The organism is Pyxidicoccus sp. M15 (genome assembly GCF_056858435.1).
Window position 1 is genome coordinate 9,925,317 of sequence record NZ_CM166495.1, and the last position, 26,001, is coordinate 9,951,317.

At 71.1% G+C, this 26,001-nt stretch carries 24 protein-coding genes; 10 read left to right on the forward strand and 14 right to left on the reverse strand.

Features of this window, described 5'->3' with window-relative positions; translation table 11 throughout:
• Positions 1-67: 67 nt before the first annotated feature.
• From ACX9TP_RS36810 to ftsE, 8 genes are all read right to left on the reverse strand, one after another.
• The gene (locus tag ACX9TP_RS36810) at positions 68-343 is read right to left on the reverse strand and encodes a hypothetical protein (protein WP_482975328.1); all 276 of its coding nucleotides are present in this window, start codon (positions 341-343) and stop codon (positions 68-70) included.
• Positions 344-345: 2 nt separating this feature from the next.
• Positions 346-2,244, reverse strand: a complete 1,899-nt coding sequence (locus ACX9TP_RS36815) for a PEGA domain-containing protein (protein WP_482975329.1) — start codon at positions 2,242-2,244, stop codon at positions 346-348.
• 69 nt (positions 2,245-2,313) lie between these two features.
• Entirely contained in the window at positions 2,314-3,705 is a 1,392-nt protein-coding gene (locus ACX9TP_RS36820) for a S41 family peptidase (RefSeq protein ID WP_482975330.1), read from the reverse strand.
• A gap of 62 nt (positions 3,706-3,767) precedes the next feature.
• Complete coding sequence (locus ACX9TP_RS36825; RefSeq protein ID WP_482975331.1) at positions 3,768-4,628, reverse strand: alpha/beta fold hydrolase; 861 nt, start codon at positions 4,626-4,628, stop codon at positions 3,768-3,770.
• A 110-nt stretch (positions 4,629-4,738) separates the two neighbouring features.
• Positions 4,739-5,011, reverse strand: a complete 273-nt coding sequence (locus ACX9TP_RS36830; protein ID WP_482975332.1) for a hypothetical protein — start codon at positions 5,009-5,011, stop codon at positions 4,739-4,741.
• Positions 5,012-5,071: 60 nt separating this feature from the next.
• Positions 5,072-6,199, reverse strand: coding sequence for a murein hydrolase activator EnvC family protein (locus ACX9TP_RS36835; protein WP_482975333.1), 1,128 nt, complete (start codon positions 6,197-6,199; stop codon positions 5,072-5,074).
• Positions 6,196-7,098: a cell division protein FtsX gene (locus ACX9TP_RS36840; RefSeq protein WP_482975334.1), complete on the reverse strand. Its 903-nt coding sequence runs from the start codon at positions 7,096-7,098 to the stop codon at positions 6,196-6,198. Before ACX9TP_RS36840 ends, ACX9TP_RS36835 begins: the two co-directional genes overlap by 4 nt.
• A complete protein-coding gene (ftsE, locus tag ACX9TP_RS36845; RefSeq protein ID WP_163995335.1) occupies positions 7,095-7,790 on the reverse strand; it encodes a cell division ATP-binding protein FtsE in 696 nt (231 codons plus the stop codon). Before ftsE ends, ACX9TP_RS36840 begins: the two co-directional genes overlap by 4 nt.
• 120 nt (positions 7,791-7,910) lie before the next feature.
• On the opposite strand from ftsE, the gene ACX9TP_RS36850 reads away from it, so the two are divergent.
• Positions 7,911-9,383: an SLC13 family permease gene (locus ACX9TP_RS36850; protein ID WP_482975335.1), complete on the forward strand. Its 1,473-nt coding sequence runs from the start codon at positions 7,911-7,913 to the stop codon at positions 9,381-9,383.
• A gap of 88 nt (positions 9,384-9,471) precedes the next feature.
• Here the strand turns inward: ACX9TP_RS36850 and ACX9TP_RS36855 are convergent, their stop codons facing one another.
• On the reverse strand, positions 9,472-10,029 hold the full coding sequence (locus ACX9TP_RS36855) for a hypothetical protein (protein ID WP_482982277.1): 558 nt from the start codon (positions 10,027-10,029) through the stop codon (positions 9,472-9,474).
• Between the two features lie 236 nt (positions 10,030-10,265).
• On the opposite strand from ACX9TP_RS36855, the gene carF reads away from it, so the two are divergent.
• A complete protein-coding gene (gene carF / locus ACX9TP_RS36860; protein WP_482975336.1) occupies positions 10,266-11,120 on the forward strand; it encodes a plasmanylethanolamine desaturase in 855 nt (284 codons plus the stop codon).
• Between the two features lie 72 nt (positions 11,121-11,192).
• Here the strand turns inward: carF and murI are convergent, their stop codons facing one another.
• Positions 11,193-12,008 carry a glutamate racemase gene (gene murI, locus ACX9TP_RS36865; protein ID WP_482975337.1) on the reverse strand — a complete coding sequence of 272 codons (816 nt, stop codon included), beginning with the start codon at positions 12,006-12,008 and terminating at the stop codon, positions 11,193-11,195.
• Positions 12,009-12,132: 124 nt separating this feature from the next.
• The gene (locus ACX9TP_RS36870) at positions 12,133-13,137 is read right to left on the reverse strand and encodes a hypothetical protein (protein ID WP_482975338.1); all 1,005 of its coding nucleotides are present in this window, start codon (positions 13,135-13,137) and stop codon (positions 12,133-12,135) included.
• A 163-nt stretch (positions 13,138-13,300) separates the two neighbouring features.
• Here ACX9TP_RS36870 and ACX9TP_RS36875 point away from each other — a divergent pair, with 163 nt between their 5' ends.
• Genes ACX9TP_RS36875 through ACX9TP_RS36905 form a run of 7 tightly spaced genes read left to right on the forward strand, consistent with a single transcriptional unit; the run spans position 13,301 to position 20,020 of the window.
• Positions 13,301-14,011: a MotA/TolQ/ExbB proton channel family protein gene (locus ACX9TP_RS36875; protein ID WP_482975339.1), complete on the forward strand. Its 711-nt coding sequence runs from the start codon at positions 13,301-13,303 to the stop codon at positions 14,009-14,011.
• A gap of 12 nt (positions 14,012-14,023) precedes the next feature.
• A complete protein-coding gene (gene tolR, locus ACX9TP_RS36880) occupies positions 14,024-14,491 on the forward strand; it encodes a protein TolR (protein ID WP_482975340.1) in 468 nt (155 codons plus the stop codon).
• 3 nt (positions 14,492-14,494) lie between these two features.
• Positions 14,495-15,283: an energy transducer TonB gene (locus ACX9TP_RS36885; RefSeq protein ID WP_482975341.1), complete on the forward strand. Its 789-nt coding sequence runs from the start codon at positions 14,495-14,497 to the stop codon at positions 15,281-15,283.
• On the forward strand, positions 15,280-16,572 hold the full coding sequence (gene tolB, locus ACX9TP_RS36890) for a Tol-Pal system beta propeller repeat protein TolB (protein ID WP_482975342.1): 1,293 nt from the start codon (positions 15,280-15,282) through the stop codon (positions 16,570-16,572). Before ACX9TP_RS36885 ends, tolB begins: the two co-directional genes overlap by 4 nt.
• 51 nt (positions 16,573-16,623) lie before the next feature.
• Positions 16,624-17,808, forward strand: a complete 1,185-nt coding sequence (locus ACX9TP_RS36895; RefSeq protein WP_482975343.1) for an aminotransferase class V-fold PLP-dependent enzyme — start codon at positions 16,624-16,626, stop codon at positions 17,806-17,808.
• Between the two features lie 14 nt (positions 17,809-17,822).
• A complete protein-coding gene (locus tag ACX9TP_RS36900; RefSeq protein ID WP_482975344.1) occupies positions 17,823-18,758 on the forward strand; it encodes a Ppx/GppA phosphatase family protein in 936 nt (311 codons plus the stop codon).
• Positions 18,755-20,020: a spinster family MFS transporter gene (locus ACX9TP_RS36905; RefSeq protein ID WP_482975345.1), complete on the forward strand. Its 1,266-nt coding sequence runs from the start codon at positions 18,755-18,757 to the stop codon at positions 20,018-20,020. The genes ACX9TP_RS36900 and ACX9TP_RS36905 overlap by 4 nt, the downstream gene beginning before the upstream one ends.
• 4 nt (positions 20,021-20,024) lie before the next feature.
• Here the strand turns inward: ACX9TP_RS36905 and ACX9TP_RS36910 are convergent, their stop codons facing one another.
• Positions 20,025-21,353, reverse strand: a complete 1,329-nt coding sequence (locus ACX9TP_RS36910; RefSeq protein ID WP_482975346.1) for a lysophospholipid acyltransferase family protein — start codon at positions 21,351-21,353, stop codon at positions 20,025-20,027.
• 560 nt (positions 21,354-21,913) lie between these two features.
• Here ACX9TP_RS36910 and ACX9TP_RS36915 point away from each other — a divergent pair.
• Positions 21,914-22,378, forward strand: a complete 465-nt coding sequence (locus tag ACX9TP_RS36915) for a hypothetical protein (protein WP_482975347.1) — start codon at positions 21,914-21,916, stop codon at positions 22,376-22,378.
• Between the two features lie 6 nt (positions 22,379-22,384).
• Here ACX9TP_RS36915 and ACX9TP_RS36920 read toward each other — a convergent pair whose 3' ends face one another.
• Positions 22,385-22,900, reverse strand: a complete 516-nt coding sequence (locus ACX9TP_RS36920) for a hypothetical protein (RefSeq protein ID WP_482975348.1) — start codon at positions 22,898-22,900, stop codon at positions 22,385-22,387.
• A gap of 17 nt (positions 22,901-22,917) precedes the next feature.
• Positions 22,918-25,998 (reverse strand): BamA/OMP85 family outer membrane protein, encoded by a 3,081-nt coding sequence (locus tag ACX9TP_RS36925; RefSeq protein ID WP_482975349.1) that lies wholly within the window; start codon positions 25,996-25,998, stop codon positions 22,918-22,920.
• Positions 25,999-26,001 lie beyond the last annotated feature (3 nt).

Consider the following 26,001-nt stretch of genomic DNA (forward strand, 5'->3'; position numbering starts at 1 on the left):
CGGGACACGGCGCGGCCCCGAGGACACGCGGGGGGGACTGTAGAAAGTCCCGTCCCCGCGCGCGGGCTCAGGGGCCGGCGTCGGTGCCGGCGTCCGTGGTGGTACCGGCATCCGTGGTGGTACCGGCGTCCGTGGTGGTACCGGCATCCGCGGTGGTGCCGGCATCCCCGGTGGAGCTGCCGTCGGAGACGCACGCGTCATCCACACAGGCGTAGCCCGGGAGGCACTGATTGCGCTCGTCGCAGGGCTGCCCCTCCTCGTCGAAGTCGAGGAGCAGGCTGCACGCGGACAGCCCCAGGCAGAGGGCCGCGAGCGGAACGAGGGGGTGCAGGGAGCGGCGCATGGCTAGTAGTTCCGGAGATCGTCTTCGTCGAGTGCGGGCTTCTTCTTCTTCTCCTCTTCCTTCTTCCGCCGCTCCTCCTCTTCACGCTTGCGCTTCGCTTCCTCCTCGCGCTTGCGCTTCTCCTCCGCCTCGCGCTTCGCCGCCGCCTCTTCGTCCTTCTTGCGCTGCTCCTCCAGCTCGCGGCGCTGGCGCTCCACCTCTTCACGGCGCTTGCGCAGTTCCTCCTCGCGCTGGCGCGCCTCCTCCTGCGCGCGCTTGCTGTCCGTCGGACGCGCGGGCGGCTCCTCCTTCGCAGGCGGCGTCGAGGGCGAGGTCTTCGAGGGCGCAGGCGTCGTCGAGGGCGTGGCCTTCGAGGGCGGAGGCGGCATGGGCAGCGCCTCACCCCGGGGCTTCGTGCTCGCCGGAGGCGGCGGCATGGGCAGCGCCTCGCGCTTCGAGTCCTGCGGGGGCGGGGGCTCGGCGGGGCTCACCCGGGCGGGGGCCTTGCTGCTGCTGCTTCCACCGCCACCACCGGCGAAGGCGAAGTAGCCGCCCAGGCCCGCGGCCGCCAGGCCCGCGATGACGCCGATGTCCGCCACCAGCGCGTACGTCTTGCCGGTGTCCTTGAGGTCCTTGGCGCGCGCGCTGTTCTGCGGGGCGCGGCGGAAGTCGTCCTCCTTCGCGGAGGCCTCCATGCCGAAGTAGACGCCGCCGGCCACCATGGCCACGCCCGTGGCCATCAACACGTAGCCCACGGTGCGGCGCGTGGCGCTGCCGCCCGAGAAATGCGTCACCGGCTTGCCGCCCTGGCGGGGCGCGTCCGCGGACACCAGCCCCGTCAGCAGCGCGTCCGAGCCCGCCGCCATGCCCACTCCGCGCGGCACCATGGCCAGCGCCCAGGCCTGGTTGTGCCCGTCCGCCACGTCCAGCCGCAGCGCCGTCACGTCCAGCGGCCCCGCTCCCGCCCCGCCCCGGACGAGCAGCGCCAGCACCTGGGACACCCCGGCCAGCGTGCCCAGCTCGCGCAGGGCCTTGTCCCGCTCCGCTCCGTCCGGGTTGCGCGCCGCCTTCTCGGTGGCGGTCTGCAGCGCCTTCTGCGCCGCCACCGGCTTCAGGGTGAGCTCCGTGTCGCCCTCGCGCGCGCGGCGCTGCGCCAGCTCGTAGCCCGGCGCCACCACCGTCACGTAGTGGTCCGCGGGCGTCAGGTCCGCCAGCGACACCGGCGACACGCCCCGGAACTCACCGTCCACGTACACCTGCGCGGGCACCGGCGCCGTGCGCACCGTCAGCGGCGTCTTCGTGGCGGCCAGCACGGACTTGCGCTCCTTCTCCACGAAGGCCATCTCGTCCGGCGGGAAGAAGTTGGGCGAGAACTGCGCCCGCGGGTCCATTGCCAGCACCGAGCGGATCTCCAGCTGGGCGGCCGTGTTCTCCCCGTTGGCCACCTGCGAGGCCGCCTTCATCACCCGCGCGCGGATGAGCTCGCCGAAGTGCCGGGACAAGTCCCCCGCCTCGTACGCGCGCACCGCCTTGTCGAACTGCTGGAGCGCCTGCTGCGTGTCCAGCTCGTCGTAGGCCTTGTGGCCCTCCTTCATCGCGGCGGCGGCCTCGGCCGCACGGGCCTCGCGCTCGCGCCGGCCGCCCACGTCCAGGGCATCCGTCAGCCGCACCAGCTCCAGCCGGCCGGAGCGCACGACCGCCTGCTCCGCGAAGTGCGCCAGCCGGGCCGCCTCCTCACGGGCCGCCGCGTCCAGCGCAATGGCCACCACCGTCACCGTCGGCGCCGAGGAGGCGGCGGAGAGGGCCCGGGGCACCAGCCGCGGAGGCAGGGACGACTGCGCCGCCGCGGGCCCTACCGCCAACAGCCCCACCAGCCACCCGCTCAGGGCCGCTTGCAGCGCGCGAATGCTCGAAGGTCGCATCACTCGTTCACCCTTTGTTCGTTGCGCATCAAACGGAGTACGCGGCGAAATGCAAGAGGGAACGAGTCATCAGCGACCCGACGTGCGGGACGGCACACGCACGGGGGCCGGGGCCAGCCCATGGAGGTAGTCGAGGGCCACCTTCAGCGGATAATCCTTCAGCGTGGCGGTGACGTCCCACGCCTTGAGGCCCTCGGGCAGCCCGTGCGGCGCGGCGTCGGGCGTCTCGGTGACGGCGGTGGGCTCGGCGCGGAAGTGGCGCTGCAGGTCCTTCTCCCGCACCACGTCGCGCGGCGCCTTGCCGTTCGGCTCGTCGGGGACGAGGTAGTCGGGGGTGATGCCGCGCTCCTGGATGCTGCGCCCCTTGGGCGTGTAGTAGCGGGCGATGGTCAGCTTCAGGCCCGAGCCGTCCTCCAGCTCGATGACCGTCTGGACGCTGCCCTTGCCGAAGGTCTGCGTGCCCATGATGGTGGCGCGGCCGTGGTCCTGGAGCGCGCCGGCCACGATTTCGGACGCGGAGGCGCTGCCCGCGTTGACGAGCACCACCACGGGGTAGTCCTTCTCCGTGTCGCGGTCCTTGCTGCGCTCCTCGGTGGCGTTGCGGCCGTCGCGCCCCCGGGTGGAGACGATGGGCAGGTTGCCCGGCAGGAAGCGGTCGCTCACCGACACCGCCTCGTCCAGCAGGCCGCCGGGGTTGTTGCGCAAATCCAGCACCAGCCCGCTCAGCTCCTTCCCGCCGTTGAGCGCGCGCAGCCGGTCCAGCTCCTTGCGCAGGTACAGGGCCGTGCGGTCCTGGAAGTTCTTCACCTTCACGTGGCCGATGCCGCCGTACAGCGCGCCCTCCACGGAGACGATGCGGATGTGGTCGCGGATGATGGCGATTTCGCGGGGCGCGCTGAAGCCCTGGCGCATGATGGTGAGCAGCACCCGCCCGCCCGCCGGCCCGCGCATCTTCTGCATCGCCCGGCCCACGTCCATGCCCTGCGTGGACTCGCCGTCGATGCCCACCAATTCGTCCCCGGCCTTGATGCCCGCGCGCGCCGCCGGCGTGTCGTCGATGGGGGCCACCACGACGATGCGCTCACCCTTGCGCGCGATTTCGATGCCCAGCCCGCCCCACTCCCCCGAGGTGTCTATCTTCATCTCCCGGAACACCTCCGGGGGCATGTAGACGGTGTGCGGGTCCAACGTCTCCAGCATGCCCTGGATGGCGCCCTGGACCAGCCGCTCGCGGTCCGGCGGCTCCACGTAGTTGTTCTCCACGTAGGAGAGCACCCGGGCGAAGAGCTCGAGCTGACGGAAGGTGGCGTCGTCGCGCTCGGCCTTCTCCGCGCGGCCGGTGGCGGCGGGCGCGGAGGACGCCCGCGCGCCGCCCTTCGTCTTCTCGTCCGCGGCCGCGGGGCCGGCGAGGAGGAGCAAGGCGGCCAGCGCCGCGCGCCAGGGCTGGGAGAGAGCCGTCACGTCGGTACATCCTTTCCCGGGAGGGAGGCGGAGGAAGGCCGGGTCGGAGTCTACACCCGGCCCTAGAGCCCGGACGTGTCGGCGAAGCGCACCAGGTGCGACACCAGCTCGTCCGGACGCTCCAGCTGCGGCACGTGCCCGAAGCCGTCCACCACCTGGATGCGGGCGTGCGCCGGCAGGTGGGCGCGGTACCACTCCAGCGTCACCGAGGGGAGCAGCCGCTCGCTGCCGCCCCACAGGAAGAGGACGGGCATGGCCAGGTTGCGGACCTTCTCCGGCTCCAGGCTGGCGCGGGTGGCGAGCGCCTCGGCGGTGAGCGCCCGCACGGTGGGCGTGTCGTAGAAGCGGCGCAGCTCGTAGGCGAACAGCAGCGCGGGCAGCGGCGGCCGGTGGAACAGCCTGCGGGTGAAGGCGCGCGCCTCCGCGGGCGAGCGCACGGCGAAGGAGTTGAGCAGCGCGGTGTTGTCCGCCTCCGGCAACTCCGCGCCCGCGGGGGCCACCAGCGCCAGCGCGCGCACCCAGCGCGGGTACTCCGCCGCCAGGTTCACGGACATGGCCCCGCCCAGCGAGTTGCCCACCACGAAGGCCGGCTCGCCCACCACCTGCTCGACGTAGGCGCGCAGCACGTCGAACTGGTTGCGCACGCACACCTCGCCGCCGCAGTACTGCACCGAGAAGCCGTGGCCCGGCAGGTCCGGCGCCACCACGCGCGAGAAGCGCTTCGCCAGCCCGAAGAAGGTGCGCCCGAAGCCGTTGGCCGAGCCGCCCAGCCCGTGCACCAGCACCACCGGCGGCCCCTTGCCCTCACCCTTCAGCGAGTAGTGGTGCAGCGCCTGCCCGGCCACGTCCACGGTGGTGGACGCGACGCCGCGGGCCACCAGCATCCGCCGCATCACCTTCTGCATTCCGCCCATCAAGTCCATGCGCCTGCCTGCTCCTCGCCAGGGGGGGTGCCGGGGACTCTAACAGCCCATGGAATTCTTCGCCGCACCGCGTCACCAGGCAGGGCCCCGCCAGGACGCCGGGTCCTCCGTCACTTCTCCAGCCCGAGCACGATGAGGTTGTGCATGTAGGTCAGGCCACAATGCGAGCACGCCAGCAGCAGCATGGGCACGTTCTTCGTGGCGCCCCCCATCTGGGTTTCATTCACGAGCGTTGCCATGAGCCGCAGGGACGTCGCGTTCCAGTCGGTGTTCCCGCACCTGCCACAGGGCCCCAGCGCTCCCTCCTTCTTCTTGAGGAGCTCCACCGCCTTGAGGGTGATTTCGTCGTTGAGCTGATCCAGTGTCTTGGTCTTGGTTCCCATGAGCGGCCTCCACCGTGCACCCGACCTGGAGCATCTGGCCCCCGGCGTTTGCTCCGCAAGTCAGGGCGACGGGGCCAGCCAGGGCGCCGGGTCCACGGCCTGTCCGGCCCTGCGCACCTCGAAGTAGAGGTAGGCGCCCTTGAGGGAGCCGGTGTCGCCCACCTCGCCCACCACGTCGCCGGCGGCCACGGTGGCGCCGAGCTCGGCCGTTATCGTGGCCAGGTGGGCCATGAGGGTGTGGAAGCCGTCGCCGTGGTCCAGGATGAGCAGGTTGCCGTAGCCGCGCAGCGAGCCGGCGTAGGCGACGGTGCCCTCGGCCACGGCCTGCACGGCCGTGCCCGCGGCGGCGCGGATGTCCAGGCCCTTCTGCACCGTGACGGTGTTGAAGCGCGGGTTGACCACCTTGCCGAAGCCCACCTCGACGACGCCCTTCACCGGCCGGGGCAGCTTGCCCTTCAGCGCGCCGAAGCCGTGCGTGGCGGGCAGCTCCTTCAAGTCGCTCACCACGCGGGCCAGCTCCGCGTCCGCCTGCTCCAGCTCGCGCACCGCGCGCTTCGCCAGCTCCGCCTCGCCGGCCAGCGAGCCCACCACTTCCTCCAGCGCCTCCTGCTGCGCGCGGGCCAGCTTCTCCTGCTCCTGGAGGAAGGCCACGCGCGCGGACAGCGACGTCTGCAGGCGCTTGAGCTCTCGGGTCGCCTGGCGCTGCAGGTGGGCCACGCGCTGCACGGTGCGCAAGAGCTCCAGGTCGCCGGACATGCTGGCCTCCAGCGCCCGGGCCCGCCACACCAGCGCGGCGAAGTCGTCCGCGGACAGCAGAACCTCCAGCGGCCGGCGGCGCATGAGGCGGTAGAGCGTGCGCAGCCGGGGCGACAGCCGGCGCAGCTGCAGCCGCAGGGCCTCGCGCAGCACGGCCTCCTCGCGCTCGGCCAGCGTCACGCGGCGGCGGAACACGGCCAGGTCTCCCTCCAGCGAGCGCACGCGCCGCCGGGAGAAGGACGCCATCTCCTCCATCAGCTCCACGCCCTCCAGCACGGAGAGCTTCTTCGCCTCGATGAGCGCCAGCGTCGCGCGCTGCGTGGCCAGCTTCTCGCGCAGGGCGGCCTGCTCGGCCTCCTCGTTCGCCTGCGCGGACGCGGCGGAGGCCGCCAGCACCAGGGCCAGCGGCAGGTGGAGGAGGGCCCGGCTCATACCCGCAGGAAGCGTCCCACCGCGACGAAGCTGCCGCCCAGCCCCAGGCCACACCCGGCGCCCACCAGCTCCAGCGCCAGCCGCGGCTCCACCCACGGCGCCGCCACGCCCGGGCCCAGGAGGAACGCGAACAGCGAGCCCAGCGTGGGCCCCAGCACGTGCCCGAAGGCCCACAGCCCCAGGAGCGCCACGCCCGCGCCCAGCAGCCCCTGGAGCAGCCCCTCCAGCAGGAAGGGCGCCTTGACGAAGCGGTCCGTGGCGCCCACCAGCTTCTGGATTTCAATCTCGCCGCGCCGCGCGTAGATGGCGAGCTGCAGCGTCGCCGCGACGATGATGACGGTGGCGCCCAGCACCACCGCGAAGGCCACCAGCGCGCCGAAGCGCAGCGCGCGGGCAATGGCCGACAGCCGCTCCACGGCCGCCTCGCCATAGTCGACGCCCGACACGCCCGGCTGCGTGCGCAGCTCCTTCGCCAGCGCCTGGAGCGAGGCCGGGTTGCGCTTCTCCGGAGGCACGCGCAGCTCCAGCGTCGCCGGCAGCGGGTTCTCCGGCAGCTCCGCCAGCGCGTCGCCCAAATCTCCCAATTCCGTGCGCAGCCGCGTCAGCGCCGCGTCCGGGGGCACCAGCGTCACCTCGCCCGCGCTCAGCTCCTGCACGCGGGTGCGCACGCCGTGCACCTCGTCCTCGCCCAGCTCGGGGGCCAGGTACACCGTCACCTCCACCTCGCCGCCGAGCGACGCCAGGAGGTTGTCCAGCACCCGCGCCGCGCCCCGGGCCATGCCCGCGGAGAACAGGGCGATGGCGATGGTGGTGACGGCGATGAAGTGCACGAAGGGCGAGTGCCGCAGCCCCACCGCCGCCGAGCGCCAGAAGTACCGCGCCTTCGCCGCCACGCTCATCCGGCCACCATCCGCCGCGCCGCCTTCACGCCGTCCTCGTCGGAGACAATCTGCCCGCGCTCCAGCCGCACCGTGCGCTTCTGGTAGCGCGCCAGGAGCGTCGCGTCGTGCGTGGCCACCATCACCGTGGTGCCGCGGATGTTGACCTGGGTGAGCAGGTCCATGATTTCCACCGTGAGCGCCGGGTCCAGGTTTCCGGTGGGCTCGTCCGCCAGCAGAATCGTCGGGTCATTCACGAGCGCGCGCGCAATCACCACGCGCTGCTGCTCTCCACCCGACAGGCGCAGGGGGAACGAGTCCGCCTTGTGCTCCAGTCCCACCAGCTTCAGCATGCGGCGCACCTTCTCCCGGGCCTCCGCGCGCGGCACGCCCAGCACGTCCAGCGTGAAGGACACGTTGTCCTCCACCGTCCGGTGCGGCAGCAGCTTGAAGTCCTGGAACACCACCCCGATGTTGCGCCGCAGGTACGGCACCGCCGACTCGCGGATGCGGGCGATGTTGCGGCCGCCCACCAGGATCTGCCCCTTGGTGGCCTTCTCCGCGCAGAAGATGAGCTTGAGCAGCGTCGTCTTCCCCGCGCCGGAAGGGCCGGTGAGGAAGACGAACTCGCCCTTCTCCACGTTGAGGTTGATGTCCGAGAGCACCGGCGGGTCGCCGGGGTACGCCTTGTAGACGTGGAAGAACTGAATCATGGCGCGCGCGGGAGGGTCGCCAACCTACCACGGCCGGGCCGAAGCGCCCCACGCACGCCCGGCGAGAGGGCGGGCTTTCCCCTCCCACCCGTGGCGCCACCTGTGCGAGCGTGGCGGGCCATGAGCCAGCAGTCCGCTCCGCGTACGACAACGGGACAGTGGGTGGGGCGCATCGCCGGGCCCGTCGTGGCCGCGCTCGTGTACTTCATCCCCTCCGGGCTGCACACGATTGAGGGCGCGGGGCACCGTCCCGCCGCGGCCGCCGCCGTGGCCGCGTGGATGGCCCTCTGGTGGTTCTCCGAGGCCGTCCCCATGGGCTGGACGGCCCTGCTCCCGCTGGTGCTCTTCCCCGCCCTGGGCGTCTTCGGCGACAAGAGCGTGGTGGCGGCGGTGGGCCACTCCGCGCAGCCCTTCGTGGACCCGTACATCTTCCTCTTCATGGGCGGCATGGCCCTGGGCGCCGCGCTGGAGCAGTGGGGCCTGCACCGGCGCATCGCCCTGCTCATCATGCACGCCATCGGCACCGGGCCCCGGCGCCTGCTGTTCGGCATGCTGGCCGCCACCGCCGCCGTGTCGCTCTGGATTTCCAACACCGCCACCGCGGTGATGATGGTGCCCATCGGCATGGCGCTCGTGGCCCAGCTCGAGGCCTCCGAGGGCCGCCGGCTGCATCACTTCGGCGCCGCGCTGATGCTGGCGGTGGCGTACGGCTCCAACGTGGGCGGCATCGGCACCAAGATTGGCTCGCCCACCAACTCCGTCTTCGCGGGCGTGGTGTCGCGGCGGCTGGGCACCGAGGTGGGCTTCGTGGAGTACATGGTCGCCGCCCTTCCCTTCGTCCTCCTCTTCCTCCCCATCGCCTGGGCGGTGCTGTGGCGCTGGGGACGCCAGGACCGGCTGGGCCCCGGCCAGGGCGGGGACGTCATCGCCAGCGAGCTGGCCCGCCTGGGCCCGCTGTCCGGCGGCGAGCGCGTGGTGGGAGGCGTGTTCCTCGTCGCGGCGGTGCTGTGGATTTTCGGAGACCCGCTGCGCGCCCTGCTGGCCCCGCCCGTGGCCCGCGCCTTCGACGGCTTCAAGCTGGGCGGCAAGCACTACGAGGCGGCGGTGGCCATGACGGGGGCGCTGGTGCTGCTGGCCGTGGGCCGGCTGTCCCTGGCCGCCCTGCGCCGCGTGCCCTGGGACACGCTGCTGCTGCTGGGCGGCGGCTTCGCGCTCGCGGCCGGCATCGAGGGGAGCGGCCTGTCCGCCTGGCTCATCGCCCGCCTGTCCGGGCTGGAGGCCCTGCCGGCCCTCGCGCAGCACGGCGTGGTGGCCACCACCACCATCCTGCTGTCGGCCATCGCCTCCAACACCGCCACCGTGAATGTCATGCTCAACGTGCTGCCCGCCTCGCGGCCGCTGATGGCGGTGACGACCTTCGCCGCCTCGTGCGACTTCGCCCTGCCGGCGGGCACCCCGCCCAACGCCATCGTCTTCGGCAGCGGCTACGTGCGCCTGCCGGTGATGATGAAGGCGGGGGTGGTGCTGGACGTGCTGGCCGCCCTCGCGCTCACCGTGTACGGGGCGACGTGGGTGCAGTGGGTACTGCCCTGAGGCGCTGTCCAGGCCCTGTCCAGGGTTTGTCCAGGGTGGAGCGAGCCGGGCGCGCGGCGCCCGGGACGCGCGTCAGCGGGCGGCGGTGCTACTGCTCGCCCTCGCCGGCGAGGTAGCTGAGGATGACCTCGTCGAGGCTCTTCTCGGAGATGAGGTCCTCACCGAAGAGGGTCTCCACGCCGACCTCGTTGATCTTCGGCTTCTCCTTCATGGCGCGCGCGGCGGCCACTTCCGGAGGCAGCGCCGTCACGGCGGGCACGACGGGCGCCTGCGGCAGCGGCTGCGGCGGGGCCATGGACTGCCCCGGCTGCATCTTCACGGGCGCCGAGTCCGTCTCCAGCTGTCCGGGCTGGTAGCTGCGCGCGGTGGACTCGTAGGTGTCGTACACACCGTTGATGAGGTTGCGCAGCATTTCCTTATGCTGCTCCTCCATCAACTCGCGCACGACCTCCGACAGGTTCTCCGCGTTGAGGATGTCCGCGTAGGACGTCTTCTTCGACGCGAGGATGTTCCCGCCCACGAACAGGTGGGTGATGATGTGGGGGTTGTTGACGCCCGAGTCCTCGGTCTGGACGTGGTAGACCTTCCCCTTGTGCTTGATGTTGTGGTTGAAGCCGGTGACGGCTTTCTCGAAGGTTTTCGTCATCGCCGAGGCGGCGGAACGTACCAGCCGCATCCCCACGACACAAGGTAAGCGTCACGGTGTTCGGCGTCCGCGTCCGTGCGCCTGCCCGCCGGGCACGATGCGGGCCCACCAGAGCCCACCAACCGTGCGAGCCCTCGGGAACTTGCGACCCGTCCGTTGAAAAGCCGAAAGGGGCTGGGGTACGTACTGACTGACGTGAGCGGTTTCCAACGCCGCCGACGTCCAGGACTCCACGGATGAAGAAAAACCAGATCGAGAACAAGGTGCGCCAGCAGGACGCCCAGGTGCTGGCCCAGGGCTACTCGCCCGCCATCCGCGCCATGGAGATCAGCTCCATCGTCGCCTTCATCTCGCTGGAGCTGGCGCTGGTCTACCGGCTCTGGGGCAGTGCCTACACGGGCACATGGCTGCTGTTGAGCGCGGTGCTGCTGGGCTACCTCGCCGCGGACTTCGTCTCCGGCTTCGTCCACTGGATGGGCGACACCTGGGGCTCCACGAAGATGCCGCTGCTGGGCAAGGCCTTCATCCGCCCGTTCCGCGAGCACCACGTGGACGAGAAGGCGATTACGCGCCACGACTTCGTGGAGACCAACGGCAACAACTGCCTCATCTCCATCCCCGTGGCCATCATGGCCGTGGCCATGCCGATGACGGGCCCGGGCTGGGTGTTCGCCTCCGCGTTCCTCGGCGCGATGATTTTCTGGGTGATGGCGACCAACCAGTTCCACAAGTGGTCGCACATGGACGCGCCGCCGCCGCTCATCGGCTTCCTGCAGCGCGTGCACCTCATCCTGCCGCCGGACCACCACCGCATCCACCACACGGCCCCGTACAACAAGTACTACTGCATCACCGTGGGCTGGCTGAACTGGCCGCTGCAGGTGGTGCACTTCTTCCCCCTCGCGGAGCGCCTCATCACCTGGGCCACCGGCCTGCTGCCGCGCCAGGACGACATCGGCGACGAGGCCGCCCTCGCGCTGGTGGAGGCCCAGGTCGCCACCGAGGCCCCCGTCGTCCAGGTGGCCAAGGAGCTGCTCACCAAGGCCGCCGAGGAGACCTCGGCGCCCGTCTCCACCCGCCCGTCGGCCTGAAGCCCCCGGGCGGCGGTCCGGCCCGGGTGACGCCGCCTTCGCAACGAAGGCGAGGACGTCCCCCGGCCCTCTTCAGAAGGTCAGGTCCACCTGCTCCGCGGCGGGGATGGGCCGGCCGAGGAAGCGCGCTCCCACCTCGACGAAGCGCTCCGGCACGTCGGTGACGTAGTACGCGTGCGTGGGCGCGGTGTGCGCCGCCGAGGCCAGGCCCCCGCGCTCCGCGAGCAGCGCCGCCACCGCCTCCGCCGTGGCCTCCGCCGAGTCCACCAGCGTCACCTTCGGCCCCACGACTTCCGCGATGACGCCCTTGAGCAGCGGGTAGTGGGTGCAGCCCAGCACCAGCGTGTCCACGCCGTCGCGGGCGAACTCGGACAGGTACTCGCGCGCCGTCAGCAAGGGCACGTCGCCCGTGGTCCACCCCTCCTCCGCCAGCGGCACGAAGAGGGGGCAGGCGCGGGCCTTCACCCGCACCCGCGGGTCCGCGGCCTCGAGCGCGCGCTGATAGGCGCCCGAGCGGATGGTGCCCGGTGTGCCGATGACGCCCACCCCGCCGCCCCGGGTGCGCCCCAGGGCCGCCCGCGCGCCGGGGGCGATGACGCCCACCACCGGAATGGGCAGCGCGGCCTCCAGCGCCGGCAGCGCCACCGCCGAGGCGGTGTTGCACGCCACCACCAGCAGCTTCACGCCGCGCTCCAGGAGGAACTCCGCGTTCTTCAGCGAGTAGCGCGTCACCACCTCGCCGGACTTGGTGCCGTAGGGCACCCGCGCGGTGTCCCCCAGGTACACCGTGCTCTCGTGGGGGAGGTGGGCCATGAGCGCCTTGAGGACCGTCAGCCCTCCGACACCCGAGTCGAACACGCCAATGGGACTGTGGCTGCCTTGCCGCATGAGCCCTGTCCCTATCACGTTTGATGCCAGCCTCCGCGCCCCCCTGAGAAACGACGAAGGGCCGGGGCACCCGCCCCGACCCTCCGTTCACCTCACCCCCCGGCAGGCTGGCCGCCGGTAAGCCTTACAACCGGATGAGCGGCACCGGGAGCGCGTTGTTCGGGCCGGGGAACTGGTGGGCCACCACGTCGAGGAAGGGCCCGTTGTCCGGCGACAGGTACTCGCGGCCGTTCGAGGCCTGCGCGTACATCTCCACCTTGTAGCGGCCCGGCCGCAGGAACTCGTACACCACCGGGGCGTCGTTGCAGCCGTGGCCGTCGCCGAACATGCCGTACACCAGCTCGTTGGTGAAGGCGTCGCGGAAGTTGATGCGCACCTCGGTGATGCCGGCCTGCGAGCAGCTCAGCGTCTGGCCGCTGGCGACGATGTCCCAGCGGATGGAGGCCCCGCCAATCGCCCACATGGAGGCCGTGTGCGAGGTGGGCGCGCCCGACTGCGTGTTGATGGTGCCGCTGTAGTAGTACCAGGGGTTGCCATTCCCATCGACGGCGACGAACTCCAGCGAGTGCGTCCCGGGCTCCAGGTACGGCGTCTTCACGTTGTTGGCGCCGTAACCCTGCGCACAGTCCAGGCGCACCCACTCCTCATCGTCCACGCGGACGTCCACGGAGGCGATGCCGGCCTGGTTGCAGTTGGGGCTGGAGCTGACGTTGTTCGGGGGGAACAGCCAGCTCACGTAGGCGAACGAGGGCGGCGTGCCCGTCGGCGTCATGTCCACGCTCACCGTCACGTCGCCGTCCACCCGGAAGGTGCCGCTGGCGACATAGAGCTGCTCGTTGGAGTAGCTGACGCCCTCGATGGTGAAGCTGTACACGCCCGGCGCGAAGTCGTGGAGGACGATGCCGTCGAAGCCGTTGGCCTGGCAGGGATAGCGGCCGTCGTTCTCGAGGATTTCGCCGGGGATGTGGATGTTGACGCCCTTGATGTCGCGGTCCTCGTCGCAGCGCAGACCACCGAACGTCCAGCGGAACGTGGCGTCACCCGGATAGTCCGGCGTGTCATCGTGGATGATGCAGCCGGGGGTGACCGCCGCCAGGCAGAGGATTGCGACCAGCAGTCGGGAGCTCATGGGGGAACCTTCGTGGGTGGTGAGGTGTTCGTTCGGCCCGTTACAAAGCTTCCTGACGACCACCTCCGGGAATTATTCACCCAGGGCCGCATTCCACCTCAAGCAACCGGGCGTACCGCCTTTGTTTGACCCTCTGGTTTCGGAGTGTTACGGCCTCCACCCCATGACGCCCCACCTGCCCCTGGCGCTCGGCGCCATGAACTACGTGGAGATCATCCGCGACGCCTCCTTCATCGAGCTGGCCGTGCTGCTGCTCCTGATGGGCGTGTCCGTGGCCTCCTGGGCCCTCATCGCCATGAAGGCCGCCCAGCTCGCGAAGGCCCGCGCACAGTCTCTCACCTTCCTCGACACCTTCTGGAAGGCCTCGCGCCTGGAGGCCATCTACCAGACGGCCCAGAAGCTCGACGGCTCGCCCCTCTCCAAGGTCTTCTGCGCCGGCTATGAAGAGCTGAGCAAGCTGGCCCAGTCCAAGGAAGGCGGCGCCGAGGGCGCCATGGCCGAGCGGCTGGGCGGCATCGAGAACGTGGAGCGCGCGCTGAACCGCGCGTCCACCGCGCAGATCACCGAGCTGGAGAACCGGGTGTCCTTCCTGGGCACGGTGGGCGCGGCGTCCCCCTTCGTGGGGCTGTTCGGCACCGTCATCGGCATCCTCAGCGCGTTCAACCAGATTGCCGAGCAGGGCAACGCGACGCTGGCCACGGTGGCCGCGCCGGTGGGCAACGCGCTGTTCGCCACGGCGGCGGGCCTGTTCGCGGCGATTCCGGCGGTGGTGGCCTACAACTCGTTCGTCAGCCGCATCAAGGTGTTCGACACGGAGATGTCGAACTTCTCCGCGGACTTCCTCAACATCATCAAGCGGCACTTCTTCCGCTAGGCGAGGGCTGCCATGGGAATGGGCGGAGGCAACCGCGGCGGTGGCCGCACCACCATGAGCGAGATCAACGTCACGCCCATGGTGGACGTGATGCTGGTGCTGCTCATCATCTTCATGGTGACGGCGCCCCTCATCCAGCAGGGCGTGAAGGTCAACCTGCCGGAGACGAAGGCCGCTCCGGTAGAGGCCACCGAGAAGAAGCTGGTGCTCTCCATCGACGCCGGGCGCAAGGTCTACATCGGTGATGCCGAAGTGGCCCTGGAGGAGCTGGCGGAGAAGCTGACCGCCAACGCCAAGGCCCAGGCCGACAAGGAAGTCTATCTCCACGCGGACCGGGACGTGCCGTACGGCGTGGTGGTGGAGGTCATGGCGGCGGCGCAGAAGGCGGGCATCAACAACGTGGGGATGATCACGGACCCTTCGGGTGGGGCCAAGACGTCCAACGAGAAGAAGGGCAAGTCGAAGGAGGCGAAGCGCTAGCCCATGACGGACTCCGCGGTGGCCCACAGCCTGCTCGTCTCGCGTCCCTCGCGGCTGTCGCGCTTCGTGGGGGCCTCCGTCGTGGGGCACATCGCCGTGCTGCTGGCGGCGGTGCTGTACGCGCGCTTCAACGCCGGCCCGACGGTGGACCTGGACGCCAAGCCCATCCGCGCCTCGCTGGTGCGGCTGGGCAAGCCCCGGGACGCCAAGCTGCTGCCGCGCAAGGAGCAGCTGCCGCCTCCGCCCAAGCAGGTGGACGCGCCCAAGCCCGCCCCGGACGCGCCGCCTCCGCCGTCGTCCGCCGCGGTGGCGGTGCCCATCCCGGGCGTGAAGCCCGAGCCTTCCTCCGCGCCGAAGCCCACGCCCGTGAAGGGTGAGACGTCGGGCGAGGACCGGCGCAAGCGGCTGTTCGGCGCCTTCGACAAGACGGCCAAGGCGGCCGAGCCCGAGGAGGCGGAAGGAGCCGAGGACGGCGACCCGGACGGCGACTCGGCCACCGCCGAGGGCGAGCGCTACTTCGGCCTGCTGCAGTCGCAGGTGCGCCGCCACTACAGCGTGGCGGACACCATCCCCGAGTCCGAGCGCCTCCACCTCAAGGCCATGGTGGCGGTGCGGCTGGGCCGCGCCGGCGAGGTGCTGGACGTGAGCCTCACCAAGGCCAGTGGCAACGACCTCTTCGACTCCGCCGTCGTCACCGCCGTGCGCAAGGCGGCGCCGTTCTCGCCTCCGCCGGACCACCTCCGAGACGCTCTGCAGAAGAGCGGCGTCAACCTGGTGTTCAACGCCCTATGAAAGCCCTGCTCCTTTCCCTGGTCCTCCTCCCGCTCGCGGCGCTCGCCCAGGCGCCGACGATTGAAATCTCCGGCGCCAACTTCCGCCCGCTGCCGGTGGCCGTGCCCGCGCCGGTGACGCAGAACGACGGCGGCAAGAAGCTGGCGCCCGCCTTCGACACGGCCTTCAGCTTCGACCTGGCCGCCTCCGGCATCCTCCAGGTGCTGGACCGCAAGGGCTTCACCGCGGACGCGACGGAGGGCATGACGGCCGGCAGCATCAACTTCAGCCGCTGGGCGGACGTGGGCGCCGAGGCGCTGGTGAAGGTGTCCCTGGCGCAGGACGGCGGCGTGCTGCGCGGCGAGATGCGCCTGTTCAACGTGGGCACCGGCCGTGAGGACCTGAAGGTGTCCAAGGACGCCCCGGCGGACAACGCGTCGCTGCTGGCGCACCGGCTGGCGGACGCGCTCTACCGGCACTACACCCGCGAGCCCAGCCCCTTCCTGTCGCGCATCACCTACGTGCGCAAGTCCGGCCAGAATCGCGACGTGGTGGTGGCGGACTGGGACGGCGGCAACGCGCAGTCGCTCAGCAAGGGCGGCATCAACATCCTCCCCGCGCTGAGCCCGGACGGCGCGCAGGTGGCCTTCACCACCTACCGCAAGGGCCAGCCGGACATCTTCGTGCAGAAGCCGGGCGGTGAGGCGCGCGCCCTCGTCTCCGCGGGGCAGATGGCCACCGGCGCGGCGTACTCGCCGGACGGCAAGCGCCTGGCCTACGCGGTGGCGGACGGAGAGAGCGCTCAAATCTACGTGGCCAACGCGGACGGCAGCGGCGCCAAGGCCGTCACCGACACGCCCTACGGGCTCAACACCAGCCCCGCCTGGTCTCCGGACGGCAAGCGGCTCGCCTTCGTGTCCAACCGGGGCGGCAGCCCGCAAATCTACGTGATGAACGTGGACGGCTCGAGCGTGCGGCGGCTCACCTTCCAGGGCAACTACAACCAGACGCCGGACTGGTCCCCGCGCGGCGACCTCATCGCCTTCACCGCGCGCGACGAGCGCAACGCCTTCGACCTCTTCACCGTCAACGTGGAGACGGGCAAGGTGACGCGCCTGACGCAGGACCAGGCCAACAACGAGGAGCCGGCCTTCTCTCCCAACGGGCGGCTCATCGTCTTCACCTCCACGCGCAACGGCGGCTCGCAGCTGTTCGTCATGACGGCGGACGGCAACAACCAGCTCCCGCTGCGCGCCGAGAAGGGCTCCCTGCAGACGCCCGACTGGGCGCCCCTCGCGCAGGCGGAGTAGGCCCGACGCACGCGTTGACAGGGGGCGCCGGCTCGGGTCGAGTGCCCGTGCATGAGCGCCTCCTTCCGCACGCACTGGAGCCTGGACCCCGAGGTCCTCTTCCTCAACCACGGCTCCTTCGGCGCCTGCCCCACCGCCGTGCTGCAGGCGCAGTCCGAGCTGCGCGCGCGCATGGAGGCCGAGCCGGTGCGCTTCCTCCACCGCGAAGTCGAGCCGCTGCTGGACGCGGCCCGCGAGGCGCTGGCCACCTTCGTCGGCGCGGACGCGGACGACCTGGCCTTCGTCCCCAACGCCACCTCGGGCGTCAACACGGTGCTGCGCTCGCTGCGCTTCGCTCCCGGGGACGAGCTGCTCACCACCGACCACGAGTACAACGCCAGCCGCAACGCGCTGGAGTACGCGGCCTCGCGCTGGGGCGCGAAGGTGGTGGTGGCGAAGCTGCCCTGGCCCATTCCGTCGCCTGAGGCGGTGGTGGACGCGGTGCTGGCGCACGTGACGCCGCGCACGCGCCTCTTGCTGGTGGACCATGTCTCCAGCCAGACGGCGGTGGTGATGCCGGTGGCGCGGCTCATCGCCGCCCTCCGGGAGCGGGGCGTGGAGACGCTGGTGGACGCCGCGCACGCGCCGGGCATGTTGCCCCTGTCCCTGCGCTCGCTGGGGGCGGGCTACTACACGGGCAACTGCCACAAGTGGATGTGCGCGCCCAAGGGCGCCGCCTTCCTCCACGTGCGAAGGGACTTGCAGCCGGAGCTCAAGCCGCTGGCGGTGAGCCATGGCCACAACTCGGGGCGGACGGACCGCTCGCGGTTCCGGCTGGACTTCGACTGGACGGGGACGTTGGACCCTTCCGCCGCGCTCTGCGTCCCCCACGCGATTCGCGTGGTGGGTGGCATGCTACCCGGCGGCTGGCCGGCGGTGATGCAGGCCAACCGGGAGAAGGCGCTGGCCGCGCGGAAGCTCCTGTGCGCCCGGATGCGGGTGGAGCCCGACTGCCCGGAGGAGCTGGTGGGCAGCATGGCGACGGTGCGGCTGCCGGACGGCTTCCCCGTGCCGCCCCAGCCCCCGCTCTACGTGGACCCGCTCCACCTGCGCCTCTTCGACGAGTACCGCATCGAGGTGCCCATCGTCCCCTGGCCGCAGGCGCCCGCGCGTCACGTGCGCGTCTCCGCGCAGCTCTACAACACACACAGTGAGTACCAGGCCCTGGGCGATGCTTTGGAAGCGCTGCTGCGTTGAGTAGGCTCCCGCACATGCCGCGATTCGCCACCATCGATGTGGGAACCAACTCGGTGCTGCTGCTCGTCGCCGAGCGCACCTCCGAAGGCCGTTTCGAAGCCGTGCGCGAGCGCGCGGAAATCACCCGCCTGGGCCGGGGCGTGGACGCGACGCGCCGCCTGTCTCCGGAAGGGATGGAGGCCACGCTCGCGGTGATGGAGGCCTTCGCCCGCGAGGCGCGCGAACTGGGCGCACAGGACATCGCCGTGTCGGCCACCAGCGCGGCGCGCGACGCGCAGAACGGCGCGGAGTTCCTCGCGGCGGCACAGGCCCGTGCGGGCGTGACGGTGGAAATCATCTCCGGGCAGCTGGAGGCGGAGTTGTCCTTCGCCGCCGTGCACACGGACTTCGCGGCGGAGGCGGCCGGGCCGCTGCTGGTGCTGGACATCGGCGGCGGCTCCACGGAGTTCATCTACGGCAACCCCGCCGGACACGTGGACTTCCGGCACAGCTTCGACGTGGGCGCGGTGCGGCTCACGGAGCGCTTCGTGCGCTCGGACCCGATGAGCGCCGAGGACCGCGCCCGCATCGAGGCGCACCTGCGCGACACCTTCAAGACGCTGCCGTCGCCGCCTCCGGGCGCCGTGCTGGTGGGCGTGGCCGGCACCGTCACGACGCTCTACGCCGTCGAGTACGGCATCGACCCGTATGACGCCGAGGAGGTCCACGGCGGCACCATGTCGGTGTCCGAGCTGACGGCGCTGGCGGACCGGCTGTGCGAGATGCCGCTGGAATTGCGCCGCACCCTGCCCGGCATGCAGCCCAAGCGCGCGGACGTGATTTCCGCGGGCGCGCTCATCCTCCTCGAGTCGGTGAAGGCGCTGGGCCTGGACGCCTGCCGCGTGAGTGACAGGGGCCTGCGCTGGGGACTGCTCGCGCACCGCTTCGGAGCCGGAGCCACCTCGAAATGAACGCCACTTCCGCCACGGCCTCGCCGGCGGTGCCCACCGCGCCCGCGGCGAATGCCGGCTTCGGGCTGTTCATCCTCACGCTCATCAACCTGGTCAACTACCTCGACCGGTACATCGTCGCGGTGGCGCTGCCGGACATCCAGAAGGAGTTCGGCATCAACGACACGCAGTCCGGCCTGCTGGGCACCATGTTCATGGTGGTGTTCATGCTGGCCTCGCCGCTGGGCGGCTACCTGGGGGACCGCTACCCCCGGAAGCTGCTGGTGGCGGGCGGCGTGCTGCTGTGGAGCCTGGCCACCGGGGCCAGCGGCCTGGCCACGTCGTTCATCATGCTGCTGGTGGCGCGCTCGGTGATTGGCATTGGCGAGGCGGGCTATGGCGCGGTGGCGCCGAGCATCATCTCGGACCTGTACCCGCGCGACATGCGCACGCGCATCCTCGCGTTCTTCTACACGGCGATTCCGGTGGGCGTGGCGGCGGGGTACGGGCTGGGCGGGTGGCTGACGGAGCGCTACTCGTGGCACGTGGCCTTCTACGTGGGCGGCGTGCCGGGGCTGGTGCTGGGGCTGATGGCCTTCTTCATGCCCGAGCCCCAGCGCGGCGCCATGGACGGACCGGACGCGCAGACGAAGATGCCCTTCCTCGTCGGGCTCAAGGGGCTGGGGAGGAACCCGGCGTTCTGGGCGGTGACGGCGGGCTACACGCTGATGACGTTCTCCATCGGCGGGCTGGGCTTCTGGATGCCCACGTACCTGGTGCGCGAGCGGGGCATGGCCCAGGGCGACACGGGCACCACCTTCGGCGCGATTACGCTGGTGGCGGGACTCATCGGGACGCTGGTGGGCGGGTGGCTGGGGGACAAGCTGGACCGCAAGCGCGAGGGCGGCGGGCTGTGGATGTCGGGCGTGGGGCTGCTGCTGGCGGCGCCGGCCATGTACCTGGCCACGAACATCCAGAGCACCGCGCTGACGTTCGCGGTGATTGGCGTGGCGCAGTTCCTCATCTTCCTCAACAGCGGCCCCATCAACGCGGCCATCGTCAACTGCGTGCCGCCCGCGTTCCGCGCCTTCGCCATGGGGCTGAACGTGCTCTTCATCCACATGCTGGGCGACGCGATTTCCCCCACGCTCATCGGGAGCATCGCGGACGCGTGGAGCCTGCACGCCGCCATCGAACTCAACGCCCTGCCCGTGCTGCTGGGCGGCCTGGCCCTGCTGGTGGGCGCGAAGATGTTCCGCGAGGCCGTGCCCCGGACGCGGTGACGCTTCAGGGTGTCGCGGGGGCGGGGGTGCCTTCGAGCTTCGGCCGGTACTCACCGGCCAGTCGCTCCACCTCCGAGGCCAGCCGCTCGCCGTCGGCGAGCAGCAGCGCCTTGAGGCGCGCGCGATTGCCCAGCGTGAAGAACACGCGGATGTCGCGCTGGAGCGACTCCCAGCGCTCGGCGAAGTAGAGGGTGAAGAGGGCCAGCGGTGGCACCGCGAGGAAGGTGGCCACGCCCCAGGGGACTCCGGCCCACCACCCCGCCGCCACCGTCAGCGCGCCCCACCACACGAGGGCCACCACGAAGGCGGTGAGGAACTTCACCGTGGCCTGCACGTCCAGTTCCGCCTTGCGGCTGGCGGTGCGCGGCAGCTGATACGGGAGCCAGAACAGCACCACCCCGAGCGCGAACAGCGGCAGCCCCAGCACCAGGGCGAGCAGGTTCTTCGCGACGAAGGGCACCACGTTGCCGGGCCGGTACACGAGCGCCAGGTCCTGCGGCCCCGCCGCCTGCACCAACTCCATGCGGTGCTTGAAGGCGGCGAGGTGGGCGCGGAGGCCCTCGAAGCGCTCGGGCTCCTGCGCACGGAAGAGCTGCACGCCGCGAGCCCACAGCCGCAGCCGCTCCGCGTCCAGCGCCCCACCCTGCCTGAAGGCGTAGAGCTGCTCGGCGAGCTGCACCAGCGGCAGGTCCGCCCACTGCTCCAGGTTCAGGGTGACGGCGCGCAGCCCTCCGGCGATGCGCTCGGTGAGGCCGCGCACGGCTTCGGGCTCGGACGCGGCGTCCTTCGGGACGAAGGCCTGCACGTCGATGGCGGGCCCCACGTCGATGAGCACCTCGCTGCGGAAGACGTGCTTCTCCGCGTAGGTAAGGCCCACGGGGACGATGCGGACGGGAGCGCCCTCCTTCGCGGCGTTGAGGGCGATGCGCGCGGCGCCCGTCTTGAGCTCCGCGAGCCCGGGCTCCGAGTGGCTCTTGCCCTCGGGGAAGATGGTGATGGCACGGCCGTGTACGAGGGCGCCCTTGGCGGCGTCCAGCGTGCCTTCGTTGCCGCCCATCTTCGTGGGGTCATCCTGCTTGCGGTACACGGGCAGCGCGTCAAGGCCCCGGAGCAGCCAGCCGATGACGGGCATCTTGAACAGGGGCGCCTTGGCGAGGAACGTCACCTTGCGGCGCGTGAGGATGAACACCAGCGCGGGGTCGATGAGCCCGTTGGGGTGGTTGCCCACGAAGAGCACGGGGCCTTCCGGCTCCGTCGCCGGGGCATTCACCTTCACCCGGTAGAAGAGCCGCAAGAACAGCGCGACCACCGCACGTACGCACGCGTAGAACACGGCGGGGACTGTAGCGCAGGGACGGACGACATTCCCCCCGGGGCAACCGGCTACCGCTGCCCGCTTCGGGTGCCCCTACGAGTCCTGCCTGCCTCTCGTTGGAGCCCCCCCTGCTACGCTGAGGCCATGCGTGTATTGCTGTGGGTCTCACTCTGGTGCTTGTGGCTCGCAGGCTGTGCGGGTGGCTCGCGGCCACTCCGACAGAGCGTGGGCCCCGGACCAGGGCCGGGTTGCGCGAGCTCACTGGACTGCTCATGCAAGAACGGTTCGGAAGCGGCGTGTGAGCAACTCGGGACACCCAGACCAAAGGCACCCAAGCCACCGAATCCGGGCCCGGTCATTCCACCCCAGGCCACGGAAGGTCAGGGAGAGAAAGACGGCAAGCCCTACGACCGCTGCGAAGACTTGTACATAAAGTGCATGGAGGATGCGAAGGTGGCGAACCGCAGGAACTCGGGCGGATTCGGAACGACCGTCTGCCAGCAATGCTTCGACATTTGCACTGACCGTGGCTACTGGCCGACCCGGACGAACGGAGGAAGAAAATGCCCCGCAGTCGAATGACTGCCAAGCAGAAGCTCGAACTGGAATTCGGCGAGTCCATCGGCCGCACCGAGATTTCTCTCCGACGTGAGCCCCACGCAGCGTTCCGGTCCGAGATGCTTCGTTTTCTTCGAAGGATGCAGGCCAAGGCGCAGACGGCTTTCGTGCGACGCGAGATGGCCAGACGGGTCTCAGAGAGAATCCTCTCCAGGGCATGCATGCTCCCCGAGCCCGAAGCGACTCTCGTCCTAGAGCTCAAACGCATGACCCGGCTTGGGTTCTCCAGCATCGAAAAGAGGGTGCACATCGCCGCCATGCTCGGCAGATGGATTGAATTGGGCAAGGAGGACTCTCCCGTGGTCCGGCCATTCATCGCGGACGCTGCCTCACGGGTTCGCCGGCTGAGAAAGGGGCGCTACAGGAAGGCCCTGCAGGAATCCATCGATCTCGCCATGGTCCGCACCGGCATGAAGCCGGGCTGACCCCCGTCACGGATACCTGTCCACCACCTGGATGATGCCCGTGTTGTCCTGCACCACGGAGAAGCCCTTCATCGGGCTCGGGTAGGCAATCAGCCCTTCTCCGTCCCGGTCCCACCGTGCGTCGAGCAGGACGCCGCAGAAGGGCACGGACATGGCCCCGCTCTCCGGCAGGAAGATGCGGTCATACCGGCCAAACACCCGGTGCTTCGTCACGTACAACCGCCCGCCGATTCGCGCCCCCGGCAGCTGCTTCTCGCCCTCGTCCCGGGGCAACGCAATCACGAAGCTGTAGTTGTACCGGGCCGGCCCCGGGTGGTCCTGGATGGCGTCCACGATGACGGGGACCTTGTCCCCCGGCTTCAGCCCCAGCCGCTCCATCTGCAACAGCGCCCCACGCGGGCACTCGCCCTCGGGCGGCATCCACTTCGGACGCTCCGCCTTCACGCCCTCGCCCTGCGTGTGCCGGCAGCCCGAGACGAGCCCCAGCACCACCCACGCCGCCATCCACACCGGCCCGCGCATGCGCACCCCTGGCCTCCTCAGAACGTGCCGATGCTGAAGTGGAACTGCGTGGTCGCCTCGTTCACCGTCTCGTCCGGGTCCAGGTTGAAGCCCACGTCGAACGCCAGCGGACCCACCGGCGTCACGTACCGCAAGCCCGCGCCCGCCGCGTACCGCAGCCGCCCCGGGTCGAACGACGTCCGGTCCAACCACAGGTTCCCCGCCTCGAAGAACAGGCCCAGGTCCAACGACGTCAGCGCCGGCAGCCGCAACTCCGCCTTGCCCAGCGTGAAGAGCTCACCGCCCTGGCTCGCCGGCACCTGCCCCGCCAGCACCGCCTTCAACTCCGCGGAACACCCCGCGGGCGTAATCAGCGCCCGGCAGTCCCGCACCCGCTGCTGCAGCGCCCCACGCACGTCCTCCGGCAGCACCCCGTCCTCGCGGAAGCCGCGCAGGCTGGACGAGCCACCCAGGTAGAACAGCTTCGAGCCGATGGCCTGCGCGTCCTCCTCCAGCGGGATGATGGTGCCCGCGCGCGCCGACAGCGCCATGCTCGCCCGCCGTCCCAGGGGGATGTAGCCGCTCAGGTTGCTGGCCAGCTTCACGCCGTCAATCGGGTACCCCGCCACGCGGTTGCCCGCCACGTCCGTGGGCTTCACGCTCAACCCCCGCGTGAATTCCGCGCTGGAGATGAACACCACGCCCTTGCGCGGGTTGGTCGGGTCGTCCCGGAAGTCCAGCGTCGCCGAGGGCCGCAGCGAGTGCAGCGCGAAGTCACCGAAGGGGTAGCGCAGCCGCTCCTGGTCCGCGCGGTTGAGCAGCTCCAGCACCCCCGCGCGCGAGCGCAGCCGGTTGTTCTCCACTTCGTACGACAGCGACACGTTCAGCCACGACGCCGCCGCCCAGTCCAGCGCCGCCGCCGCCGCGAAGCGCGTGGACACGTACGAGGGCCGGTGCACGCGCTCGCCAATCAGGTCCAGCCGCGCGCCCACCTCCAGCGGCAGCATGAAGAACAGGCGCGGCTGCGCCAGCGCCAGGTTGCCGCGCCCGCCCAGCCCGTTCAGCCCCTGCAACTCCGCGTCACAGCCCGGAGCCAATCCGCCATCCACGCCCGGCTGCGAGCAGGCGATGCGCCGGTCCGCCGACAGCGCCTCCGCGCTCCAGCCCGCGTAGTTCACCTTCCCGCGCGCCAGCAGGCTCAGGCCCATGCCGTCCAGGTTGCGGTAGGCCGTGTCCAGCGTGATTCGCGGACCGTCCACGAGGAAGTAGCCGCCGGACACCTGGCCATCCAGCCGGGGGCGCTCCTGCACCGTCACCAGGACGTCCTTCGTCTCCTCGCGCCGCGTGGGGTCCGCCAGCGACACGTCCACCTGCCGGAACACCCCCAGCCGCGCCAGCCGCCGCTGCCCTTCCGTCAGCCGCTCCAGCGCGACGGGCTTGCCCTCCTCCAGGTCCAGGTTCGCCAGCACCAGCTCCGGGTCCGTCCGCGTCAGCCCCTGCACGAGAATCTTCCCCACCCGGACCTGCGGCCCCGGGTCCGTGCGGAACACCACCGTCGCCGCCTGCCCGTCCTCGCCCACGCTTGTCTCGGTGGTCGTCCGGCCGAAGAGGTAGCCCCACTGGGCCAGCCCCCGCTCCAGCGCCTGCCGCGCCTCTTCCACCTTGTCGAAGCTCAGGGCCTGGCCCTTGCGCAGCGACAGGCCCACCGGCACCAGCGGCACGTCCTTCGGCACGCCCACGAAGCGCACGTCCGTGACGCGCGCCTGCGGCCCCTCCTCCACGTCGAAGTCCGCCACCGCCGTGTGGCCCGTCACATCCACCGTCAGCCCGCGGAACGACACCGCCGACGAGAGATAGCCCCGCTCCCGGTACAGCTCGTTCATCGCGTCCACGGCGTCCAGCCACGCGTCCTCCACGTACACCGTGGACGGGTCCGGCAGCGGCTCCAGCGTCCCCTGCTCCGGGCCCAGGCGCCCCTCGGCGTTCAGCGGGTCATCCAGCAGGCGCAGGTCCAGCTCCGGGCGGGGCTCGCCCGCGCGCACGCGCTCGGTCAGCAGCGCGCGCAGCTGCTCCGACGCCAGCCCCCGGTTGCCGTGGAAGCGCACCTCCGTCACGCGCAGCAGGTGCCCCTCCTCCACGTCGAAGGCCAGCGCGGCCAGCTCTCCGTCCGGCCGCACCACCTCGCGCGGCCGCACGTGCACGTCGTGGAAGCCGCGGTGCCGGTAGAAGGACTCCACCCGCCGTGCCAGCCGGCCCGCCACCACCACGTCCAGCGTCTCCGCCACGTCGTGCGCCAGCACGCGCTCCAGCAGCGCCGCCGGGAAGCGGCGGTTGCCATGGAAGCGCACCCTGTACCGGGGGCCCGCCGACAGCGGCACCGCCACCGTGGCCGCGCTGCCCTCCACCAGCACCGAGGGCGTCCCCACCTGCGCGCGCCAGTGGCCCGCCTCGCGCAGCAGCGTGCGCAGCCGCTCCAGGCCCGCGTCCAGGCGCACCCGGTCGAACACCTCGCCGGGCCGCATCTCCAGCACCTCCAGCAGCCGGGGCAGCGGGAAGCCCGGGCTGCCGGAGAACGTCACCATCCGCACCCGCGTGGGCACGCCCTCGTCCACGGTGAGCGAGACATTGAGCCCGTCCGTCACCGGCTCCTGCCGCACCGTCACCTTCGCCGAGTCGAAGCCCTTGCGCTGGTACGCCTGGAGGACGGAGGACACCGCCCCCTCCAGCTCCTCCGCGTCCAGGGGGCCGCCCTCCAGCAGGCCACTGGCCTCGATGAGCTCCCCCTCGGACAGGACGGCGTTGCCCAGGAAGCGCAGCCGCGCCAGCCGCGCCACCGGCGTCAGCTGGAACACCAGCCGCACGCCGCCCGGCACCTCCACGGTGCGCGCCACCACGTCCGTGAAGCGGCCCGTGGCCCACAGCCGCTCCAGCGAGCGCCGCACCGCGCCGGGCGCCAGCGTCTGCCCCTTGCGCACCGCCACCAGCCCCGTGAGCCCCTGTGCGTCCGCGCTGCCCGGCAGGTGCAGCTCCACGGCCACCACCACCGGCGGGGGCTCGCCCTCCGGCTGCGCCGCCGCCGTGCCCGCCACGAGGACACACAGCAGCAGCACCCACGCCATGAC

What these genes read in the sequence shown, in the direction of transcription:
- ACX9TP_RS36810 (WP_482975328.1), bottom strand. Translation starts at nt 343, where the DNA reads ATGCGCCGCTCCCTGCACCCCCTCGTTCCGCTCGCGGCCCTCTGCCTG.
- ACX9TP_RS36815 (WP_482975329.1), bottom strand. Translation starts at nt 2,244, where the DNA reads ATGCGACCTTCGAGCATTCGCGCGCTGCAAGCGGCCCTGAGCGGGTGG.
- ACX9TP_RS36825 (WP_482975331.1), bottom strand. Translation starts at nt 4,628, where the DNA reads ATGGACTTGATGGGCGGAATGCAGAAGGTGATGCGGCGGATGCTGGTG.
- ACX9TP_RS36830 (WP_482975332.1), bottom strand. Translation starts at nt 5,011, where the DNA reads ATGGGAACCAAGACCAAGACACTGGATCAGCTCAACGACGAAATCACC.
- ACX9TP_RS36835 (WP_482975333.1), bottom strand. Translation starts at nt 6,199, where the DNA reads ATGAGCCGGGCCCTCCTCCACCTGCCGCTGGCCCTGGTGCTGGCGGCC.
- ACX9TP_RS36840 (WP_482975334.1), bottom strand. Translation starts at nt 7,098, where the DNA reads ATGAGCGTGGCGGCGAAGGCGCGGTACTTCTGGCGCTCGGCGGCGGTG.
- ftsE (WP_163995335.1), bottom strand. Translation starts at nt 7,790, where the DNA reads ATGATTCAGTTCTTCCACGTCTACAAGGCGTACCCCGGCGACCCGCCG.
- ACX9TP_RS36850 (WP_482975335.1), top strand. Translation starts at nt 7,911, where the DNA reads ATGAGCCAGCAGTCCGCTCCGCGTACGACAACGGGACAGTGGGTGGGG.
- ACX9TP_RS36855 (WP_482982277.1), bottom strand. Translation starts at nt 10,029, where the DNA reads ATGACGAAAACCTTCGAGAAAGCCGTCACCGGCTTCAACCACAACATC.
- carF (WP_482975336.1), top strand. Translation starts at nt 10,266, where the DNA reads ATGAAGAAAAACCAGATCGAGAACAAGGTGCGCCAGCAGGACGCCCAG.
- murI (WP_482975337.1), bottom strand. Translation starts at nt 12,008, where the DNA reads ATGCGGCAAGGCAGCCACAGTCCCATTGGCGTGTTCGACTCGGGTGTC.
- ACX9TP_RS36870 (WP_482975338.1), bottom strand. Translation starts at nt 13,137, where the DNA reads ATGAGCTCCCGACTGCTGGTCGCAATCCTCTGCCTGGCGGCGGTCACC.
- ACX9TP_RS36875 (WP_482975339.1), top strand. Translation starts at nt 13,301, where the DNA reads ATGACGCCCCACCTGCCCCTGGCGCTCGGCGCCATGAACTACGTGGAG.
- tolR (WP_482975340.1), top strand. Translation starts at nt 14,024, where the DNA reads ATGGGAATGGGCGGAGGCAACCGCGGCGGTGGCCGCACCACCATGAGC.
- ACX9TP_RS36885 (WP_482975341.1), top strand. Translation starts at nt 14,495, where the DNA reads ATGACGGACTCCGCGGTGGCCCACAGCCTGCTCGTCTCGCGTCCCTCG.
- tolB (WP_482975342.1), top strand. Translation starts at nt 15,280, where the DNA reads ATGAAAGCCCTGCTCCTTTCCCTGGTCCTCCTCCCGCTCGCGGCGCTC.
- ACX9TP_RS36895 (WP_482975343.1), top strand. Translation starts at nt 16,624, where the DNA reads ATGAGCGCCTCCTTCCGCACGCACTGGAGCCTGGACCCCGAGGTCCTC.
- ACX9TP_RS36900 (WP_482975344.1), top strand. Translation starts at nt 17,823, where the DNA reads ATGCCGCGATTCGCCACCATCGATGTGGGAACCAACTCGGTGCTGCTG.
- ACX9TP_RS36905 (WP_482975345.1), top strand. Translation starts at nt 18,755, where the DNA reads ATGAACGCCACTTCCGCCACGGCCTCGCCGGCGGTGCCCACCGCGCCC.
- ACX9TP_RS36915 (WP_482975347.1), top strand. Translation starts at nt 21,914, where the DNA reads ATGACTGCCAAGCAGAAGCTCGAACTGGAATTCGGCGAGTCCATCGGC.
- ACX9TP_RS36920 (WP_482975348.1), bottom strand. Translation starts at nt 22,900, where the DNA reads ATGCGCGGGCCGGTGTGGATGGCGGCGTGGGTGGTGCTGGGGCTCGTC.
- ACX9TP_RS36925 (WP_482975349.1), bottom strand. Translation starts at nt 25,998, where the DNA reads ATGGCGTGGGTGCTGCTGCTGTGTGTCCTCGTGGCGGGCACGGCGGCG.